The 18,810-nt window shown below is 62.5% G+C and carries 19 protein-coding genes and 1 tRNA gene; 3 read left to right on the forward strand and 17 right to left on the reverse strand.

Features of this window, described 5'->3' with window-relative positions:
- Positions 1-13 precede the first annotated feature (13 nt).
- From NKH98_RS03220 to rsfS, 6 genes are all read right to left on the reverse strand, one after another.
- A complete protein-coding gene (locus tag NKH98_RS03220) occupies positions 14-535 on the reverse strand; it encodes an RNA pyrophosphohydrolase (RefSeq protein ID WP_352896647.1) in 522 nt (173 codons plus the stop codon).
- A 1-nt stretch (position 536) separates the two neighbouring features.
- Positions 537-1,736 carry a divergent polysaccharide deacetylase family protein gene (locus NKH98_RS03225; RefSeq protein ID WP_352896649.1) on the reverse strand — a complete coding sequence of 400 codons (1,200 nt, stop codon included), beginning with the start codon at positions 1,734-1,736 and terminating at the stop codon, positions 537-539.
- 202 nt (positions 1,737-1,938) lie between these two features.
- Entirely contained in the window at positions 1,939-3,264 is a 1,326-nt protein-coding gene (locus NKH98_RS03230) for a S41 family peptidase (protein WP_023719673.1), read from the reverse strand.
- Entirely contained in the window at positions 3,265-4,608 is a 1,344-nt protein-coding gene (locus tag NKH98_RS03235; protein ID WP_352896651.1) for a murein hydrolase activator EnvC family protein, read from the reverse strand.
- Positions 4,609-4,759: 151 nt separating this feature from the next.
- The gene (rlmH, locus tag NKH98_RS03240) at positions 4,760-5,242 is read right to left on the reverse strand and encodes a 23S rRNA (pseudouridine(1915)-N(3))-methyltransferase RlmH (RefSeq protein WP_352896653.1); all 483 of its coding nucleotides are present in this window, start codon (positions 5,240-5,242) and stop codon (positions 4,760-4,762) included.
- A 61-nt stretch (positions 5,243-5,303) separates the two neighbouring features.
- Positions 5,304-5,681, reverse strand: coding sequence for a ribosome silencing factor (gene rsfS / locus NKH98_RS03245; RefSeq protein ID WP_352479604.1), 378 nt, complete (start codon positions 5,679-5,681; stop codon positions 5,304-5,306).
- Positions 5,682-5,920: 239 nt separating this feature from the next.
- Between rsfS and NKH98_RS03250 the strand changes: the two genes are divergently transcribed.
- Positions 5,921-6,778, forward strand: coding sequence for a mechanosensitive ion channel family protein (locus NKH98_RS03250; RefSeq protein ID WP_254816404.1), 858 nt, complete (start codon positions 5,921-5,923; stop codon positions 6,776-6,778).
- A gap of 26 nt (positions 6,779-6,804) precedes the next feature.
- Here NKH98_RS03250 and NKH98_RS03255 read toward each other — a convergent pair whose 3' ends face one another.
- The 5 genes from NKH98_RS03255 to obgE form a co-directional block, all read right to left on the reverse strand.
- Entirely contained in the window at positions 6,805-8,094 is a 1,290-nt protein-coding gene (locus tag NKH98_RS03255; protein ID WP_352896655.1) for an MFS transporter, read from the reverse strand.
- A 74-nt stretch (positions 8,095-8,168) separates the two neighbouring features.
- Entirely contained in the window at positions 8,169-8,756 is a 588-nt protein-coding gene (locus NKH98_RS03260; RefSeq protein ID WP_352687105.1) for a nicotinate-nucleotide adenylyltransferase, read from the reverse strand.
- A 135-nt stretch (positions 8,757-8,891) separates the two neighbouring features.
- A complete protein-coding gene (locus NKH98_RS03265; RefSeq protein ID WP_352896657.1) occupies positions 8,892-10,178 on the reverse strand; it encodes a glutamate-5-semialdehyde dehydrogenase in 1,287 nt (428 codons plus the stop codon).
- A 13-nt stretch (positions 10,179-10,191) separates the two neighbouring features.
- The gene (proB, locus tag NKH98_RS03270) at positions 10,192-11,346 is read right to left on the reverse strand and encodes a glutamate 5-kinase (RefSeq protein WP_352896659.1); all 1,155 of its coding nucleotides are present in this window, start codon (positions 11,344-11,346) and stop codon (positions 10,192-10,194) included.
- A gap of 2 nt (positions 11,347-11,348) precedes the next feature.
- Positions 11,349-12,380, reverse strand: coding sequence for a GTPase ObgE (obgE, locus tag NKH98_RS03275; RefSeq protein WP_352479598.1), 1,032 nt, complete (start codon positions 12,378-12,380; stop codon positions 11,349-11,351).
- Between the two features lie 169 nt (positions 12,381-12,549).
- On the opposite strand from obgE, the gene NKH98_RS03280 reads away from it, so the two are divergent.
- On the forward strand, positions 12,550-13,419 hold the full coding sequence (locus tag NKH98_RS03280; protein WP_352896661.1) for an endonuclease/exonuclease/phosphatase family protein: 870 nt from the start codon (positions 12,550-12,552) through the stop codon (positions 13,417-13,419).
- A gap of 172 nt (positions 13,420-13,591) precedes the next feature.
- Here NKH98_RS03280 and NKH98_RS03285 read toward each other — a convergent pair whose 3' ends face one another.
- The 3 genes from NKH98_RS03285 to NKH98_RS03295 form a co-directional block, all read right to left on the reverse strand.
- Positions 13,592-14,179, reverse strand: coding sequence for a GNAT family N-acetyltransferase (locus NKH98_RS03285; protein WP_254820471.1), 588 nt, complete (start codon positions 14,177-14,179; stop codon positions 13,592-13,594).
- A 115-nt stretch (positions 14,180-14,294) separates the two neighbouring features.
- The gene (gene rpmA, locus NKH98_RS03290; RefSeq protein ID WP_023678077.1) at positions 14,295-14,564 is read right to left on the reverse strand and encodes a 50S ribosomal protein L27; all 270 of its coding nucleotides are present in this window, start codon (positions 14,562-14,564) and stop codon (positions 14,295-14,297) included.
- A 98-nt stretch (positions 14,565-14,662) separates the two neighbouring features.
- A complete protein-coding gene (locus NKH98_RS03295; RefSeq protein ID WP_352896663.1) occupies positions 14,663-15,316 on the reverse strand; it encodes a 50S ribosomal protein L21 in 654 nt (217 codons plus the stop codon).
- Positions 15,317-15,654: 338 nt separating this feature from the next.
- On the opposite strand from NKH98_RS03295, the gene NKH98_RS03300 reads away from it, so the two are divergent.
- Positions 15,655-15,744: transfer RNA gene (locus tag NKH98_RS03300), tRNA-Ser, on the forward strand.
- A gap of 8 nt (positions 15,745-15,752) precedes the next feature.
- Here NKH98_RS03300 and NKH98_RS03305 read toward each other — a convergent pair.
- The 3 genes from NKH98_RS03305 to NKH98_RS03315 all read right to left on the reverse strand — a co-directional run bounded on the left by NKH98_RS03305 (position 15,753) and on the right by NKH98_RS03315 (position 18,793).
- Positions 15,753-16,505 (reverse strand): hypothetical protein, encoded by a 753-nt coding sequence (locus NKH98_RS03305; RefSeq protein ID WP_352896665.1) that lies wholly within the window; start codon positions 16,503-16,505, stop codon positions 15,753-15,755.
- Positions 16,505-17,773 (reverse strand): hypothetical protein, encoded by a 1,269-nt coding sequence (locus NKH98_RS03310; RefSeq protein ID WP_352896667.1) that lies wholly within the window; start codon positions 17,771-17,773, stop codon positions 16,505-16,507. Before NKH98_RS03310 ends, NKH98_RS03305 begins: the two co-directional genes overlap by 1 nt.
- Before the next feature lie 444 nt (positions 17,774-18,217).
- Positions 18,218-18,793: a DUF308 domain-containing protein gene (locus tag NKH98_RS03315; RefSeq protein WP_352896669.1), complete on the reverse strand. Its 576-nt coding sequence runs from the start codon at positions 18,791-18,793 to the stop codon at positions 18,218-18,220.
- Positions 18,794-18,810: the final 17 nt, after the last annotated feature.

Below are 18,810 nucleotides of genomic sequence, written 5' to 3' on the forward strand. Positions count from 1 at the left end.
GGAAGGCCAGTGGCTACGCCACCAAATGCCGGAACGCTGCCACCACGTCTTCGTAGACCTTGCGCTTGAACGGCACGATCAGGCCCGGCAATTCCAGCATCGGCCGCCACGCCCACCGGTCGAACTCGGCCTTGTGGCCACCCGGTGGCGGATTGATCGCGATCTCGCTTTCGTCACCGTGGAAGCGGAAGGCAAACCATTTCTGCGTCTGGCCGCGATACCGTCCCTTGAAGGCGACGCCGACCAGATGCGCCGGCAGGTCGTAGTTGATCCAGTGCGGCGCCTCGGCCAGCAGCGACACCGAGCGCATGCCGGTCTCTTCGTAGAGTTCGCGCGCCGCCGCGGGCAGCGGCTCCTCGCCATCGTCGATGCCGCCCTGCGGCATCTGCCAGAGCTGCGTCGTTCCAGCGAATTCGCTGTCCGGCTCGGCAATGCGACGGCCGACCCAGACCAGGTCGTCGCCATTGAGGACCATCACCCCTACGCAGGGCCGGTAGGGCAGTGTCTCGGCGTCAACGAGCTTGTTCTTTGCCATCTCAGCCTTTTTCCGGATCTATGGCCACCGCCGAAATCGGCACGATCTCGATGCCGCGCTTCTTGGCCTCGGTCACCCAGGAAGACACGGTATCCACCGTCAGGTCGAAAGCCGAGCCGATGCCGACGGCAAACCCTTTCGCCCGCGCCGTCGCTTCCAGCCCATCCAGTTTCTTCAATATGGCGCCGCGGTCCTGCACCGCGTCGATCGCCGTATCGCCGCCGACGAACGGCACGCCGTCCTTCAGCGCCAATTCGGGTGCCAGGCTGCGCGCTGAGGAACCGTCATCGACATAGGCGAGGCCACGCTTGCCAAGCTCGGCCATCAATGGCCCCATTGCCGTCGCGTCGGCCGAAAAGCGGGCGCCCATATAGTTCATGACGCCGGTGTAGTTGGTCGTTCGCGACAGCGCCCAGCGTAAATTCTTCAAATTCTCGTCCGGCGTCGCAGCCACGGTCAGCGTGTTGCGGCCGGGATTGACGTTCGGATAGTCGAACGGCTCGAGCGGCACCTGCATGATGACCTCATGGCCGCCCTGCCGCGCCACCTGCATCCAGCGGCCGATGCTGTTGCCTTGCGGCGCGAAGGCCAGCGTCACCTCCGCCGGCAGCTTGGCGATGGCTGCCTGCGTGCCGGTCTGCGACACGGCAAGACCGCCGATGACGAGCGCCACGCGTGCACCGCGTGCGCCGGACCACGGCCGTGCATAGACATCGAACGGGCGCCGGCCGTCGGCGGCGCGGATCGGCAGCGGACCGGTCTCGCTGGCCTCGATCAGTGCCTTGTCGGGAATGTGCGCGATCCTGAGGTTCTGGCCGATCGTCGAAGGGTCGCGGATGACGATGGCCGCCTCGGGTGGACCATCGCCCTCCTCGGTCTGGACATGGATGATCTGCGGACCGCCCGTCTTCGGCCCGCTTATGTTGGCCCCGCTTGCGTTGCTTGGCGCTGCCGTTTCGGGCGTCGCCTTGGCTGGCGCCGCGGCGGTATCCGCCGCCGCCGGCGTCTTCGGCGTCGAGACCGCTACTTCCTGCAGCTTCCGGAACGGCTTGTCGCGCAAGGCGATCGCGCTGGAGACGCCGACCATCGACAGCACGACAAGCGCGGCCGCGACCGCACCGGCGCTGATCCCGCTGCCCGAGCGCGACGGCCGGATCGCCTGTCCGAGAGGTCGTTCTATGTCCTTGCCGATATCAGCCAAGCCCGCACCCCCGGCGTGCATCCCCGAAGTAAAACCTTCTCCGGAGGCGCAAGATCCAAAATGTCGGCGCGTCCCCTTGCTTCACTGGACGCGCAGCATGCCGGCCGCAGCCCCGAATCAAACTGCCGGAGCCTCGCGGCCCCGGCAGCATCGCATCGCTTCGCTCAGGCAGCCAGACCCGTTTGGCCCGGCTTGCCCGCCCTTACTGGTTCAACACGGCCTTTTGCGGATTCGGCGGGAACGCCGGATCGGTCTTCTGGCCGCGCAGCAGCTGCTCGGCATAGATGAGCTGCAAATCGTCCTTCGGCTCCGGCGGCACATAGGCTGCCGAACCCGAACCGGTCGTGCCTTCGTCGGCGCCCTTGATATGGCCCTTGAGGTCGGATTCGCCGCGCGTCAGATCCCTGCCCTGCAGTTCCGCCGGCAGCGGCTGGTCGACCTTGATGTCGGGCGTGATGCCCTTGCCCTGGATCGACTTGCCGGACGGCGTGTAATAGAGCGCCGTCGTCAACCGCAGCGCCCCGTTCTCACCAAGCGGGATGATGGTCTGCACCGAACCCTTGCCGAAAGACTGCGTGCCGACCACCGTGGCGCGGCGCAGATCCTGCAGTGCGCCGGCGACGATTTCCGAGGCACTGGCCGAGCCGCCATTGACGAGCACGATCAGCGGCTTGCCGCCGATGTCGTCGCCGGCCCGCGCGTCGAAGCGGGTGACGTCCTTCGGATCGCGACCGCGCGTCGAGACGATCTCGCCACGGTCGAGGAAGGCATCCGACACGCTCACCGCCTGGTCGAGCAAACCGCCCGGATTGAGGCGCAGGTCGAGCACGTAGCCCTTGAGCTTGTCGTTCGGCACCTGCTTCTTGATGGTGTCGATGGCATTCTCGAGGTCGTCATAGGTCTTTTCGGTAAAGGAGGTGATCTTCATGTAGCCGATGTCGTTTTCGACCCGGAACTTGACCGCCTTGACCTTGATGATGTCGCGCACGACGGTCAGTTCGATCGGCTTGTCGGCGCCCTGGCGCAGGATGGTGAGCTTGATCGGCGTGTTGACCAGCCCGCGCATCTTCTCGACGGCGTCGTTGAGCGTCAGGCCGCGAACCTCCTCGCCGTCGATCTTGGCGATATAGTCGCCGGCGAGCACACCAGCCTTGGCGGCCGGAGTATCGTCGATCGGCGTGATCACCTTGACCAGGTCGTTCTCCATCGTGACCTCGATGCCGAGGCCGCCGAACTCGCCCTTGGTTTGAACGCGCATGTCCTGCGCTTCTTCGGCGTTCATGTAGGAGGAGTGCGGGTCGAGCGAGGACAGCATGCCGTTAATGGCATTTTCAACCAGCGACTTGTCGTCGGGCGGCGTCACATAATTCGCCCGCACCCGTTCGAAGATATCGCCGAAGATCGCCAGTTGCTTATAGGTCTCGGAGCCCGCAGCCTTCGCCGTCGAGCCGGGCGCGCCATAGACCAGGCTCATCGCCGATGCACCCATCAGCGCACCGGCAAACAGAAGCGACAGTTTCCGCATCATTCACGTCCTTCCAGAAAAACGGTCCGCCCACCATGGGGCCGGATCGACGGGTTTTCCATCCTTGCGGAACTCGACATAGAGCTCCGGCGTGGCATTTCCATTCTTCGATGCCGAGGTGCTCGCCACCCGGGCCTCTCCCATCGCGCCGACCGGCTCACCTGCGAGCACCGACTGGCCAGACGCGACGCTGATTCTGCTCATCCCCGCCAGGACGACATGATAGCCGTCACCCGCATTCAGGATCAAGAGTTGACCGTAAGAGCGGAAAGGCCCCGCATAAAGCACATTTCCATCCGCCGGTGCTGTGACGATGGCTCCCGATTGTGTCGCAACCATGTCACCGAGCATCACCGCGCCGTTACCGTCCTCGGCGCCAAAGCGCCGCTTGATCCTGCCGGTGACCGGCAGCGCGATCTGCCCTTGCAGCGCGGAAAACGGCGCGGCAGCGGTGAGCCTGTTGCTCTCCGGCACCGCCAGCGAGGCCAATTCCGTCGACGCCGCAGCCGATGCCGGGCCCTTGTCGGCGTCGGCCGTCTTTTGCTCGGCTGCCTTGGCCGCATCCGCCGCCTTGCGGGCCCTATCGGCCTCGAGCGAGGCGATCAGTTCTTTCAGGCTGCCGGCCTTGGCCGCCAACGTCGCGGACCGCTGCTTTTCGGCGGCCAGCGCGGTTTGCGTATCGGCGGCGAGCTTCTGCTTGGCTTCGAGCAGCATGCCGAGCCGCTTTTTTTCCGCCGCCTGCTCGCCGATCGCTGCCGTCAGCCGCGCCCGCTCGGCCTCGATCGAGGCCGTCACCCGCGACTGCTCCTTGAGGTCGGTCAGCAACATGTCGGTCTGCTGGCGCAGTTCCGGCACCACGGCACCGAGCAGGATGGCGCTGCGCACCGACGACAATGCGTCCTCCGGCTTGACCAGGATCGCCGGCGGCGGGTTGAGCCCCATGCGCTGCAGCGCGCCGAGCACTTCGGCCAGAACGTCGCGTCTGGCGGCCAGTGAGGCGCGGATCTTTTGCTCCTGCGCCTTAAGCCCTTCCAGCTTGCCGCCAATGTCCTCGATGTCCTGGCCGAGCTTCTGCTCGGTCATCGCCGACTGGATCAGCGCCGCGGTGATCGAGGCGTGGTCCTTCTTGACCGCCGCGATGTCGGCGGCGAGCTTGGCCAGCCGCTCGGACGACAGCGTGATCTCTTTCGATACTTTTTCGTATTCGGCGCGGCTCTGGTCCGGGTCGGGCGCCAGGTCGAGCGTGTTCTCAGCCCGCGCGACGCCGAGCGAAAGCGCGATCGTCGCCACGGCGATGCCGTAGCGCACGCGCCAGGAGCCCGTTCGTGATTTCCAGTCTTCAGACATTGAAGCCTAACTCTATGCGCGGCTTCGTTAACGAACCATCAACCATGTTCGAGCCCCGGCCGCCATCCGCAAACCCCATGAGCCCAAACTCTTGATGAGCATTGGGGCAAAAATCCGGGCGGCTGGCATCAATTCGCCGACCGAGCCGACTTCATGGACGATGGTAGGGGTGGCCGGAAAGGATCGTGGCCGCCCGGTAAAGCTGCTCGCCCAGCATTACCCGGACCAGCTGATGCGGCCAGGTCAGCGCGCCGAGCGACACCGTCAGATCAGCCAGGTCGCGCAGCGACTGGTCATGGCCGTCGGCGCCGCCAATGGCGATCACCAGCGCCTTGCGCCCGCCATCGCGCAGCGAGCCTATGCGGCCGGCGAAATCCTCGGAGGAAAGGTTCTTGCCGCGCTCATCCAGCAGCACCAGCGCCGTGCCCGGTTGCAAGTGCGTCTGCAGCTTCTGGCCTTCCTCGCGCCGGCGCTCATTGGCCGTCTGCGCGCGGCCTTCGGCAATCTCGATGATCCCGGCGAATTCGAGGCCTACGGCAGGACCGCTCTTGGCAAAACGCTCGAAATAGCGATCGGCCAACTGCTTCTCGGGGCCGGCTTTCATTCGGCCCACGGCATGAACGGTAATCTTCATCCCTGCCTCGAAGAGCCGCTGATGCATGTCTGACAACGACATGCATCAAGACGAGTACGGCTCAGTGGAGGGTCTCCTCCTCGAGATCGGGCGCCTGCCACATCTTTTCGAGATTGTAGAAGTCGCGGACCTCGGGACGGAAGACATGGACGATGATGTCGCCCGAATCGATCAGGACCCAGTCGGCGCCAGCCAGCCCCTCGACGCGCGCCGTGCCGAGCCCGGCATCCTTGAGCGCCTTGAGGAGGTGATCGGCGACAGCCGAGACATGACGGTGCGATCGGCCCGATGCGACGACCATGTAGTCGCCGAGGCTCGATTTTCCCTGAATGTCGATTGAGACGATGTTTTCGGCCTTGGAGTCTTCCAGACTGTCAAGGACTGTCTTGATGGCGCGGGACACGGCGTCGTTTACGCTGATCCCGGCCGGCGAAGGCACGATGTCGGCCTTCTTCCGAAGTGCTGTTCTCAGTGTATTTCCTTTCGCAGCAAGAACAACCAAATCACCTTCAAAATCAGGTGACACTGCTTAGATAGGCAGAGTTAGGTTGCAGTTTCAAGACACCGCTCGCAAGCAGGCGCCCGGCAGCGGCCGAATATGCGGCTTTCCGAGCGAGAAAATCGGAACCGCCTCGCCCCGCAGCGGTTATCGGCTCATCCACGAACCGGAATCCCGACATGCCGATCGATCCCCAGAACGCCCTCCTCACCGTGCAATCCGGCCTGGCGCAACTCAGCACGCTGATCGTCTCCTACTCGCTTTCGGCGGTCGGCGCCGTCATCCTGCTGGTCATCGGCTACATCGTCGCCGGCCTCGCCGAGCGTTCGATCTATGCCGGCCTCGGCCATATCCATGGCTTCGACGAAACGCTCCGCCATTTCTTCTCGCAGGTCGTCCGATACGCCATCCTCGGGCTGGTCGTGATCATGGTTCTCGGCCAGTTCGGCGTGCAGACCGCTTCGATCATTGCCGCCATCGGTGCCGCCGGCCTGGCCATCGGCTTGGCGCTGCAAGGCACGCTGCAGAACATTGCCGCCGGCATCATGCTGCTGGCGCTGCGGCCGTTCCGCATCGGCGAATATGTCGAGGTCGGCGCCATATCCGGCACCGTCGAGGAGATCGGCCTGTTCGCTACAACGCTGCGGACGGTCGAAGGCGTCTACGTGCTTGCACCCAACTCGACCCTATGGAACCAGCCGGTCCGCAACTTCACCCGCAACGGTGTGCGTCGCGGCGACATCACGCTCGGCATCGGCTCGTGGAACGACATCGACTTCGCGCAAAAGACCATGCTTGGCGTTGCCGCCGCCGACCGGCGTGTCAGGCGGCAGCCTGCGCCGATCGCCTTTGTCGCGACCGTCGGCGACAGCACCGTCGCCATCACCTTGCGCTACTGGACGGCGGCTGCCGACTTCTTCGCCACGCAGATCGACCTCACCAAGAGTGTCAAGCAGGCGTTCGATGCCGAGGGCCTTTCGGTCCCGGCGCCGGCACCGAAAGCGCCGCAGGCGGATGCCTCAGCCACACGGCAATAGAGCATTTGAAGCCAGCTGGAGGGTGTTCAAATTTCTTCGCGCCCGCGTTGACCTTCGGGCGCGAAGGCGAGATCGACGGGCAACGGCGCCTGCGCCGTCATCGGCGCGAAACTGCCGGTCTCGGTGGCAGGCACGGGCCGCACCATGACGACTCGCCAAAGAACGAACAGGCAGTACGCGGCGGCAATGACGATTGCCACATAGATGAAGGCCTGCGTGCCATAGACGGCGGAAAGCCCGGTCACGATGCCGGGGACGACGAAGCCGGACAGCGACCAGGCGAACAAAAGCGAGCTCGACAGCGCCACCATGTCGTCCTTGCCGGCGCGATCGCCGGCATGGGCGCTGGCCAGAGAGTAGATCGATTCCGAGGCGCCGTCCCAGACCACGTAGATGACGAGCAGCGCCACCAGCGCGCCGCCATCGAAACCGAGGGCAAACAGGCCCGCCGCGGCGGCAAGCGCCGACGCCGCGATCAGCACGAAGCGCCGGTCGGTGCGGTCGGAAATCCAGCCGAGCGGGATCTGCAGGATCAGCGTGCCGACCGGCATTGCCGAAAGCAGCAAGGCGACGTCGGCCTGGCTGTAGCCCTTGGCCGTGGCATGGATCGGCGCAAAGCCCGAGATCGTCATCGACAGGCCGCCGACGGCAAGCATGCCGGCAACGCCGACCGGCGAGATCCGCCAGGCGCGGCCGAGCGCCACGGACGCCGCTTGCGGCGCCGGCGGCTGCGCAAGCCGCGTCAACCCGACGGGAAGGATCGACAGCGCGGTGAAGGCAATGCCGATCAGCGGCGCGTCGGCCGCGCGGATATCGATCAACGCCAGCGTCGAATAGCCGACGCCGAGTCCGGCGACATAGGCAACGTAGAAGATAGCCATGACCCGGCCACGGATGGCGTTGGCGACGACATCGTTCAGCCAGCTCTGCGCGACGATGAACAGGCCGCAAATGGCAAAGCCGTAGAGCGCCCGTGCAGCGATCCACGGCAAGGGATGCGGCCCGGCGCCGACCGCGGCGTTGGACAGCACGATGAGTGCCGACAGCACCATGAACACGCGGGCATGGCCGACACGCCGCACCAGCGGCCCCGTCAGGCTGCAGCCGGCGAGGCCGCCAGCCGAAAGGCCGGTGACGATCAGCCCCGCCCAAGTCGGATCGAAGCCTGCGGCGCCGAGCCGGACTGGGATATAGGCGAACATGAGCCCATTGCCGACGGCGATCAGCGCCATCGACAAGAGGATACTGGCAATGGCGATCGACGGGGCCGGCTGCCCTAGACCGTTCTTGTCCTGGTCGCGCTCGAGAATCGTCATGACCGAGGATCGCCCATCAAGCACGTCAAGGCAGCGGCAAAAGCGACATCAGCGGGCTTGCCTTCCGTGTTGGCTCAGCCCCTTGCCACCTTGCGGATCGCGCTCGACGACAGCGACGAACGCGGGCCGTGGATGAAGGTCCAGGCCGGCGCGTCCATGCGAGCGAGCCGCGGTGCGTCGCCCTCGTCGACGCGGGCATAGTCGAACGTCTTGGCGACCACCGACGACAGGAACGACAGCGTCGCGCCTGGCCGGTCGACGACCGCGATCGGGAACGTCATGACGATGCGGCGCCAGCGCTGCCAGCGGTGGAAGTCGCGAAGCGAGTCGGCGCCCATGATCCAGACGAAATCGACGCCCGGATTACGCGCCTTGACCAGCGCCAGCGTATCGGCGGTGAAGCGGACGCGGTGGGCCGCCTCGAAGGCGGTGACCTTGATCTTCGGGTTCTTGGCGATCTTTTCGGATAGCTGCAGCCGCTCGGCCAGCGGTGCCAGGTCACCGGCATTCTTGAGCGGGTTGCCGGGCGTTACCATCCACCACAGCTGATCGAGCGCAAGGCGTCTGAGCGCGATCTCGGCGACCAGCGCATGGCCGGCGTGCGGCGGGTTGAACGAACCGCCGAACAGCCCGACCGCCACGCCTTTCCCGGCATGCGGCATCTTGAGGTAGCGCGGAGGGACGGGATGCTCGGAAGGGGATAGCATCGTGCTAAGCACCCCCCTTGCGGAGGAGATGTCCGGCAGGACAGAGGGGGGTGGCTGGGCGCAAACTTCAAGCCCTAGCGGCGAAAAAGGTCAAGGCCTCACCTGTCCCGACCCGCGTACGCGGTATTTGAACGACGTCAGTTGCTCGACGCCGACCGGCCCGCGCGCATGCATCTTGCCGGTGGCAATGCCGATTTCGGCGCCCATACCGAACTCGCCGCCATCGGCAAACTGGGTCGAGGCATTGTGCAGAAGGATCGCCGAATCGATCTCGTTGAAGAACCGTTCGACGGCCTTTGCATCCTCGGCGATGATCGCCTCGGTGTGATGCGAGGAGAACGTCTCGATATGCTCGATCGCGCCGCCAATGCCGTCGACCAGCTTCACCGCAATGATGGCGTCGAGATATTCGGTCACCCAATCTGCATCGGTCGCGGGCTGGGCGTCGGAATAAAGCTTCAGCACCTCGGCATCGGCATGGATCTCGCAGCCTGCCGCCTGTAGGGCCCCGAGGATCGGCACCAGGTGCGTGCCGGCGACGGCACGGTCGACCAGCAGGGTCTCGGCAGCACCGCACACCCCGGTGCGCCGCATCTTGGCATTGACCGCGATCTTGACCGCCATCTCGAGATCGGCCGATCCGTCGATATAGAGATGACAGATGCCCTCGAGATGCGCGAAGACCGGCACCCGTGCCTCGTTCTGCACACGCTCGACCAGGCTGCGGCCGCCGCGCGGAATGATGACCTCGAGATTGCCGGAAAGCCCTTTCAGCATTTCGCCGACGGCGGCGCGATCGGTGGTCGGCACCAGCTGGATGGCATCCTCCGGCAGCCCGGCTGTCTTCAGCCCCTCGACCAGGCAGGCATGGATCGCGGCGGAAGAATTCGCCGAATCCGAGCCGCCGCGCAGGATCACCGGATTGCCCGCCTTGAGGCAGAGCGCGCCGGCATCGGCGGTCACGTTCGGCCGACTCTCATAGATGACGCCGACAACGCCAAGTGGCGTGCGCACCCGTTCGATATGCAACCCGTTCGGCCGCTCCCAGGCGGCAATGACATCGCCGACCGGATCGCGCAACCCGGCGATTTCATTTATACCGTCTGCCATGGCGCGGATGCGGGCGGGATCGAGCTTCAGCCGATCCATCGACGCTGCCGATAGGCCAGCCTCCTTGCCATTTTTGATGTCGATGGCATTGGCGTCGAGGATATCCTGCTCATATCGAAGGATCGCCTGAGCCATGCCGACCAGCGCCGCGTGCTTGCGCTCGGCCGCTGCGATAGCCAGCGGTCGGGCCGCGGCACGCGCGCGGCGGCCGATATCGGCCATCAGCGCCACGGTATCGTCCCGGGATTTTTCATGCAGCGTCAGCATGGCTCATCCTCCGCTATTCAACCTGATCACCGACTAGTTGCTCGCCGCCGGCATGGCTCACCACAAGGTCGTCGCGGTGGATCATGGCCGAACGCGCCTCGTAGCCGAGCACGGTTTCGATCTCGGTCGTCTTCAGGCCAGCGATCCTTACGGCATCGGCGGCATCATAGGCAACCAGCCCGCGCGCTATCTCGCGGCCCTCGGGCGACAGGATCGCCACCGTATCGCCACGCGCAAAATTGCCGCTGACCAATTTGACGCCGGCCGGCAGCAGCGACTTGCCGGAGAGCAGCGCGCCGATGGCGCCGGCATCGACGGTCAGCCGTCCTGCAGGTTCGAGCTGCCCGGCGATCCAGGTCTTGTAGCCCTTGACCGGATTGGCGCTCGGCCGGAAGAAGGTGGCGCGCTCGCCGCGCTCGATTGCCAGCAGCGGCGACAGCCGCGTGCCCGATGTGATGATCATGGCGGTGCCGGCGGCGGTGGCGATCTTGCCGGCATCGAGCTTGGTGCGCATGCCGCCGCGCGACAATTCCGAAGCGGCAGCACCCGCCATTGCCTCGATGTCGGGAGTGATGCGGTCAACGACCGGAATGAACCGAGCTTGCGGGTCACGCGCAGGCGGTGCCGTGTAGAGCCCGTCAATGTCGGAAAGCAGCACCAAAAGGTCGGCGCCCATCATAGTGGCGACGCGCGCCGCCAGCCGGTCGTTGTCGCCATAGCGGATTTCCGATGTCGCCATCGTGTCGTTCTCGTTGATGACCGGTACTGCCGTCATCTTGAGCAGCGTCGAGATCGTCGCCCGCGCATTGAGGTAGCGGCGGCGCTCTTCGGTGTCGCCGAGCGTCAGCAGGATCTGGCCCGATTTCAAGCCATTCTTGCCGAGCGCATCCGACCAGGCGCCGGCCAAGGCGATCTGCCCGACGGCGGCAGCGGCCTGGCTCTCCTCGAGCTTCAGCGCTCGCTTGCCGAGCCCGAGGATGGTGCGGCCGAGCGCAATCGCCCCGGAAGACACGACGAGAATTTCGGCGCCGCCATTGGCCAGCACAGCGATGTCGTCGGCAAGCGAGGCCAGCCAGTCGCGCTTCAGGCCCGTCGTGCGGTCGACAAGCAGTGCCGAGCCGATCTTGACGGCAATGCGCCGATAATTTTTCAGCGATTGCGCGGCCATGGCTATGTGTTCCAGCGCGTCTCGACCGGCGCAGCGACAGCTTCGCGGGCCTCCGCCACCACAGCCATCAGCGCGCGCAACACCGCCTCGACGCCTTCGCCGGTGACAGCAGAAAGCAGCATCGGCGCGCGGCCGGCGGCACGTTTCAGCGAGGCGGTCTTTTTCTTGCGTGCGTCGGCATCGAGTATGTCGACCTGGGAAAGCGCGACGATTTCGACCTTGTCGGTCAGCCCGTTGCCGTAGGCGTCGAGTTCGGCGCGCACGGTCTTGTAGGCCTGGGCCGGATTTTCTTCCTGTGCCGAGACAAGATGCAGAAGGACGCGCGTGCGTTCGACATGGCCCAGGAAGCGGTCGCCGATGCCGACCCCTTCATGCGCGCCTTCGATCAGGCCGGGAATGTCGGCGATGACGAATTCGCGCCCGTCGATGCGGGCCACGCCAAGGCCCGGATGCAGGGTGGTGAAGGGATAGTCGGCGATCTTCGGCTTCGCCGCGGTGACCGCCGCCAGGAAGGTCGACTTGCCGGCGTTGGGCAGCCCGACAAGGCCGGCATCGGCGATCAGCTTCAGCCTGAGCCAGATGTTGAGCTCTTCGCCTGGCAGACCGGGATTGGCGCGGCGCGGCGCCTGGTTGGTCGAGGTCTTGAAGTGCTGGTTGCCGAAACCGCCATTGCCGCCCTTGGCCAACAGAAAGCGCTGGCCGACGACCGTCAGATCGCAGATCAGCGTCTCATTGTCCTCGGCAAACACCTGTGTTCCGGCCGGCACTTTCAGCGTTACGTCGGCACCCTTGGCGCCGGTCATGTTGCGGCCCATACCGTGCGTCCCGGTCTTGGCTTTGAAATGCTGCTGATAGCGATAGTCGATCAGCGTGTTTAGTCCGTCGACCGCCTCCACCCAGACATCGCCGCCGCGGCCACCGTCGCCGCCGTCCGGACCGCCGAACTCGATGAACTTTTCGCGCCGGAACGACACCGAACCGGCGCCGCCGTCGCCGGAGCGGATGTAGACCTTGGCTTGATCGAGAAATTTCATCGGATTGTATGGTTTCTGTTATTGGCTTTGCGGGATTGCTCTAAACCAAGGCGGGTCGAAGGGCGAGGGCCGTTTTTATTACTGTAACGTCGCGCGTATCTGGACGCGTAGCCTTTGGTTGACCCTTGCCGAAAATCGATCTTCGGCTTTCCAAGCGCGAGATGTCGGATTGAAGCTGGTAACTTACAATATCCACTACGGCGTCGGTCTCGACGGCCGGTACGATGTCGGCCGTATCGCCGATGCCGTGCGCGGCGCCGACGTGATCGCGCTGCAGGAGGTCTCCCGCGCCAACCCGAAGAATGGCGGCCGCGACATGGTGGCCGAACTCGGCGAGGCGCTGCCCGACTATTTTGCCGTTTACGGCAGCAATTTCGAAGCCGACGCTGGCTCGCGCTTGGAAAACGGCCGCGCCATCACGACCACCTTCCAGCTCGGCAACATGGTGCTGTCGAGGACGCCGATCCATCTGTCGCGCAATCTCCTTTTGCCGCGCAGCCGCAGTTTCGAAGCAATGAACTTCCAGCGCGGCGCGCTGGAGGCGCCGATTGAAACGACGCTTGGTCCAATCCGCTTCTATTCCACCCATCTCGACCACCGCAGCCCGGTTGAACGCCTGAGCCAAATCCGCTTTCTGCGCGAACGCCTATTAAACTACCCGCTCGAGGGCGGCGGGCTCTCCGGCGTCGCCGAGATCGGCTTGCCGGACCTGCCTTGTCCTGAAGCCTTCGTCGTCATGGGCGACTTCAACATGCTCGCCGGATCGCCGGAGCACGTCGAACTCGCCGGCCAACCCGACCATGAATTCGGCATGCCGGTGACCGCCGACCTCGCCGTCGATGCCGCCGCGCGCCTCGGCGCTGCCGGCGCCGATCTCGTCACCTGGGTCGACCCCAAGCGGCCGGGCGATACCAGCCGCTACAAGCGCATCGACTACATCTTCACCAGCGCTTCGCTTGCCAAATCGCTGAGGCGCCTGTGGGTCGACCGGCAAGCGGCCGGTTCGGACCACTTGCCGGTCTGGGTCGAGATGGCGTGATGTCAACGTTGGTCCGCAATCTTTCGCGCCGAGGTGTGTCGAGATTCAGGTCAGGCCGTGCCGAGAGTGGTGGCTTCCGAGAACCGGAGCGGAGCGTACTTAAAGTACGTGAGCACCGGAAGCGCAGGAAGCCGCCATTCGCAGGCCGGCATCACCTGAATATCGACATGCCTCAAAAATGCACCCAGTTCCGCAGGCTGGTCCAGGTTTTTCGATCGAGGCGATAGCGCTCGACCGGCACCTGGCCGGCAACGATCGAATTCAGCATGCCCTGGCCGGCATACTGGAAGCCGCATTTATGGATGACACGGCGCGAGGCCGGATTGATAACCCGCGTCGAGGCGTGCAGCACCTGGATCGTGGTTCTCTGGAAGGCAAGGTCGACCAGTGCGTGCGCTGCCTCCGTCGCGTAGCCGCGTTTCCAGTACGGCTCGCCGATCCAGTAGCCGAGCTCCAGCCCGCGATCCGTTGTGTTGAGTCCGGCACAGCCGACGAAGGTCTCGGTGCCGGCCAGCGTCAACGCATAGGCGATTCCAGCCCGGCGCGATGCCGTCATAGCCAGGAAAGCGCGTGCCTCCGCCTCGCCATAGGGATGCGGCATGCGAGCCAGCATTTCCGCGACATGGCGGTTGTCGGCGAGCGCCACCAATTGCTCGATGTCGCTTTCACGCGGGGCACGCATGACCAGCCGCTCGGTCGCGAGCACCGGGCAATCTATCGTGTAACTTTCGTCGTCTGAGTCTTCCGCTTCGGCAACCATGTCAGTCCTCCAGGCAAGAAAAAAGGGAGATGGAAACCCATCTCCCCTGATCCTTTTCCTGGCTTGGCCAGACACCGGTCCCGAGATGGGTGCCGGTGTTCTCGTGCGGAACCGGCTACTCCGCTGCCTTCGTCATCGGGTTCACCGATACGTAGGTTCGGCCATTGGCTTTTTTGTTGAAGGTGACTGCGCCAGCTTCGAGCGCAAACAGCGTGTGGTCCGTGCCAATGCCGACATTGGTGCCGGGATGCCACGTCGTGCCACGCTGACGAATGATGATGTTGCCCGGAATCACGGCTTCGCCGCCGAACTTCTTCACGCCGAGCCGCTTGGAATGGGAGTCGCGACCATTGCGCGACGATCCGCCAGCTTTCTTGTGTGCCATCTAACTACTCCGATGCGCCGTGAGACGCCTAAACGATCTTATGAACGCGTTCGCGTTCCGTTTCAAGTCCGATCCGGCGACGATTGCGCCGGGTCGTTCTACTTTTTCGCCAATCCCTTGGCCTGCTCGCGCCAGTCCTTGATCTGGTCGGCGCTGAACGGCATGTGCTCGTCGATCTTGGCGACATCCTTGTCGGACAGTTTGGCGATCTGTGCGAAGGTCGTGATGCCCTGTTCGTTGAGCTGGCCGGCTGCAACCGGGCCGATGCCCTTGATCAAGGTCAGATCGTCCGGTTCGCCCTTCGGTGCCTTGAACAGCGGAGCGGCGGTTTCGGTTGCCTTGGCCTCGGTTTCCTTCGGCGCAGCCTCTGCGTTGGCTTCCTTCTTGGGAGCAGCCTTTACCTCAGTCTTGGCGGCGGCCTTCTTCACCGGCTTGGCGCCATCCAGCAGGATCTCGGCGATCCTGACGGTGGTCAAAAGCTGACGATGGCCGATCTTGCGGCGCGAATTCTGCCGGCGGCGCTTCTTGAAGGCGATGACCGTGCGGTTCTTGCCCTGTTCGACGACTTCGGCGGTGACCAAGGCGCCGTCGACGAACGGCGCACCGAACGTGACGTTCTCGCCCTCGCCATGCGCGAGCACCTGGCCGATCTCGACGATATCGCCGACATTGGCTTCGAGTTTTTCGATCTTCAGGAGATCGTTGGCGGCAACGCGATACTGCTTGCCGCCCGTTTTGATGACTGCGAACATTTTTTGCCTTTCGCTGTTCGGTCGGCCTTGATGAACCGCCTTAGGCGGTTCGGCCGTCTTTTTGTCAGTCTGCGGGTTCAAAAAACAAGCGGCGCGGAAGATCCCTCCACGCCGATTGCGCGCTGTCCCTAACCGAAGGTTCGGCTTGAGTCAAGGCAAGCGCCGCGGGCAAGCTGCAAACGGGTTGAGCCCAGTCCTTGCAAATATCGAGCAGCGGCTGCCGGAGGCTCGAAGGAAGCAGAGACAGAAGCCGCGGCGACGGGGCAGATTGGCCCTTGTAACCTGCCTGTCCAGCCGTTATCTAGTGCGCCGCGCCGGCAACGGCGGACCATGACCGCGGAGAGGTGGCAGAGTGGTCGAATGCACCGCACTCGAAATGCGGCATGGGTGCAAGCCCATCGGGGGTTCGAATCCCTCCCTCTCCGCCATTTGGGCCCTATTCGTACTGTTTGAGAAAGTCGCTCTTCAACTGATTGGAGAGGTCCGCCAAGCGCACTGCTGCCCTCGCCTCATCCACCTCGAAAGCTTTCCCGATCTCATCCAATGCACTTTTGAAAATGTCCTCCCTGAGTCTGCTGGATAGCCTAACGCCAAGGAGCGTTGGGAAAACGGTTTCGTAGCTTTGCCGCACTTTCTCTGCCGAAGGCGACAGCGCTATGAAGTGGAGTAGGAATTCGGGCCGCATCATAAAGCGACTCTTCTTCTCCACCACCTGAAGACCAGTGGCTCTTCTCACGGATGCATCTTGGGTCAACCACCAGGTCTTAAATCCGAAGGGATTCGAGTAGTTTCGCTCACCGCCCGCCTGACGACGAGCATATACCCGTAGAACGTGCATAGCGTCGTTCTCAGCTAGCCGCTCTTCTTTATCTCTAAGATTCTTCTTTTTTCTCTCTCCAAGTATACGCCTGGTCAAAGCCTTAAGCTCGTCTGGATCGACTCCGGACAACATCTCGCTGTCAGGTTCATAGATAAAGCCAAATCGCCGGATTAAATACTCTCGAATCTGTTCGCGCCCCTTCTCACTGTGAAGTGACTTAAATTCGCAAAAATTTCCAATATATGAACGCCATCCGGCAGGCGATCGAACACCGTCCTGAGGACTTAGCTTGGCATAGTAATACGAGCGGATGAGAATGCGGTCAATGTTTCTCGCTAAGTCCAAATCCACATATGGCTCAACCTCCATTAGTGATTCTGATACTCGGCACTAGTGGCCTTCAAATGCGTCCAAACCTCCTCGACGCAACGTTCCGTCAATATCAACTTCGAACCCGCCTCTCGCAGTATCTCTAACGTCCCAATCGTTGATTGGTCTTTCTTCTGAAGATAGTATTCGGAAAGTGATCTAACTATAATATCTGTTCCTACATATAAAACTAGGTCAGCGCTCATTCCTCTAAAATATTCAACTACTTTTGCATCGTTTCTGAGCAAGAACATGAGGATGTAAGTTCGACTCATTTTTCCAAGATAGACCCGCTCCTCCTCCGAGCTATCATATATTGTTAGGCGAAGAGCAGAAAAGGCCAACTCACCAACTCGGATTGCCTTGGCTCCGAAAAGACCTTGATCGTGAAGCGCCTTGCCTAAATTGTCGCTGATGGTTGGTGGCGTAAAATTATCTGGTTCATCGCCGTTGAGAAAATAGGCCATCTCCAGGCCTTGAGTTTCGTAAGTTATTTCAAGCGCCCTATGACATGCTCGTACGGCTTGCGAGACCAGCTCGGGTTCATCGTCAGATCTAAGCAAAGGCTCAATACGGGACCGGAAAACGTCCGAGACGCTCGTCCGCAAGTACTCATCTTCGGCATTCTCTTGCTCAACAATTTGCCGAGCTTCAAAGGGAAGGCAGTAATGACCCTCCTTGTTGTATGAGCGAATTTCACGCCCGCTTGTATTATCTTTTGCGGCCAACCTTTCTAGGCGACTATCGAGCACGCCCCGCATAACATCGACGGCTGTTGGCAACGCGCCCTCAATCTTTCTGAGGATGTCGTCACGTGTCATAAACGTACCCTTATCCGGGTCTGTCCCCTCTAAGGACCATAGAATCAGACTGTCGGTGACCCCCTCCAACATCTCCGTATTGCCGCGCCGCCGTTCAAGCTCTTGACCCAGAAAGACGCAAAGCGATCGGGACGCAACGCGTGGAACGTCACCAATCGTTTCTGCGGAGCCTATGTTTCTTAGGTACTCAAGATAGTGCGACAGATATGACCTGAACGCCTGTATAGTTTGGATGGAATCGTTGATATGTGCAGCTATGTATTTCGCATCGCGAATGCGAACTTGTATTCCGAATTCATCACCTAGAAGCTCTTCCTCAGCATCCACGCGTGGAACTACGACGCTGGTCATATATATTAAAGAGCTGATTTCCCTGCCAAACTCTTTTATCCGGCGGATTGTTCCTCGTATTTTTGCTCTTGTTTCTGGTGTGATCGAGGCCTGCATAAATCGACCGGGACGTTCTTCCGAAAAGAGCGACTCAACATCGAAACCTCCGCCCCTCCATCATGAGTGCCGCCGAGGGGGACAAAAGAACTCCCTTGCGTGGCGCTGTAGAACGCCTGCGCAAACTGTTCGAAATCATTTGGTTTCACATGCTCAAGCGCTAGCTCAACCGCCTTGAAATCAATTGTTTGCGTCGCCATTTCGTCCCCACCCCGGCAATATGCTCGCCTGCCCAGGCGACGGCGCAGGTTGGCAGACAGAAGCTAAGCGGGCAAGCTCAACGCCTGCACAAGCCCTCTTCGCCTTCACTTACCAACGCCACGGGCGATCTGTCGGTGCCCATTTCCACGAAGAGCACTGCCTGCAGTGGAGACGGACGGAGTGGCGGTATTGGGACGGATGACCCCTCCGAGGACCATCAGCAAGGCCGCCTGTCGCCGATGCCTATGCAGCTTTCCGCCGCAATTGGCTCACACTTAGCCACACCGCCGAAACCAGGAAGTAGAGGGCGCCTACTGCGGCATACCCGGCCACGTTGCTGATGGATGGCGGCATCGGCATCCGCGCCTGCAGGATGAAAAACGTGCCTGCCAGCGCTGATTGCCCTCCGCTCAGGATCATCGCCCACTGTGCACCATAGCTCTTCCAACGGCGGACTGCGGTGCCGAGTTGAAGCAGGCCGGACAGGATCGCCCATAGGCCGAACACCCCGAGCACCCAATTCATGCTCATCTTCAGCGCAACAACGACCGCGAGCGTTGTCGCCACACTGACCACGACGTTGATGGTCTGCGTGCGATTCTGTCCCAATCCTCCGCTGCGCGATGCGTCGACAAAATTGGCCAGGGCATCCCATGCAGGATAAGCCACGAGTAACACCGCCGCGATCTCCCCGGAATTCTGTCCCACCGTAAAGGCAGCCGCCACCCAGGCAGCCGAGAACGCCGTCCGAGCGAAGAAATAGAGCTTGAGCCATTGTTCCTGGCTGGCACGGGAAAGATCGCGATTGTGAACCGTCATTGGATGTCCTTTCGACT

Source organism: Mesorhizobium sp. M0833 (genome assembly GCF_040319905.1).
Classification (GTDB): domain Bacteria; phylum Pseudomonadota; class Alphaproteobacteria; order Rhizobiales; family Rhizobiaceae; genus Mesorhizobium.

Bases quoted from the DNA above. Each gene is read 5' to 3' on its own strand.
- NKH98_RS03230 (WP_023719673.1), bottom strand. From the start codon at position 3,264: ATGATGCGGAAACTGTCGCTTCTGTTTGCCGGTGCGCTGATGGGTGCA.
- obgE (WP_352479598.1), bottom strand. From the start codon at position 12,380: ATGAAATTTCTCGATCAAGCCAAGGTCTACATCCGCTCCGGCGACGGC.
- NKH98_RS03250 (WP_254816404.1), top strand. From the start codon at position 5,921: ATGCCGATCGATCCCCAGAACGCCCTCCTCACCGTGCAATCCGGCCTG.
- NKH98_RS03255 (WP_352896655.1), bottom strand. From the start codon at position 8,094: ATGACGATTCTCGAGCGCGACCAGGACAAGAACGGTCTAGGGCAGCCG.
- proB (WP_352896659.1), bottom strand. From the start codon at position 11,346: ATGGCCGCGCAATCGCTGAAAAATTATCGGCGCATTGCCGTCAAGATC.
- rpmA (WP_023678077.1), bottom strand. From the start codon at position 14,564: ATGGCACACAAGAAAGCTGGCGGATCGTCGCGCAATGGTCGCGACTCC.
- NKH98_RS03220 (WP_352896647.1), bottom strand. From the start codon at position 535: ATGGCAAAGAACAAGCTCGTTGACGCCGAGACACTGCCCTACCGGCCC.
- NKH98_RS03295 (WP_352896663.1), bottom strand. From the start codon at position 15,316: ATGTTCGCAGTCATCAAAACGGGCGGCAAGCAGTATCGCGTTGCCGCC.
- NKH98_RS03265 (WP_352896657.1), bottom strand. From the start codon at position 10,178: ATGCTGACGCTGCATGAAAAATCCCGGGACGATACCGTGGCGCTGATG.
- NKH98_RS03285 (WP_254820471.1), bottom strand. From the start codon at position 14,179: ATGGTTGCCGAAGCGGAAGACTCAGACGACGAAAGTTACACGATAGAT.
- NKH98_RS03310 (WP_352896667.1), bottom strand. From the start codon at position 17,773: ATGCAGGCCTCGATCACACCAGAAACAAGAGCAAAAATACGAGGAACA.
- rlmH (WP_352896653.1), bottom strand. From the start codon at position 5,242: ATGAAGATTACCGTTCATGCCGTGGGCCGAATGAAAGCCGGCCCCGAG.
- NKH98_RS03260 (WP_352687105.1), bottom strand. From the start codon at position 8,756: ATGCCGCATGCCGGGAAAGGCGTGGCGGTCGGGCTGTTCGGCGGTTCG.
- NKH98_RS03315 (WP_352896669.1), bottom strand. From the start codon at position 18,793: ATGACGGTTCACAATCGCGATCTTTCCCGTGCCAGCCAGGAACAATGG.
- NKH98_RS03305 (WP_352896665.1), bottom strand. From the start codon at position 16,505: ATGGAGGTTGAGCCATATGTGGATTTGGACTTAGCGAGAAACATTGAC.
- NKH98_RS03235 (WP_352896651.1), bottom strand. From the start codon at position 4,608: ATGTCTGAAGACTGGAAATCACGAACGGGCTCCTGGCGCGTGCGCTAC.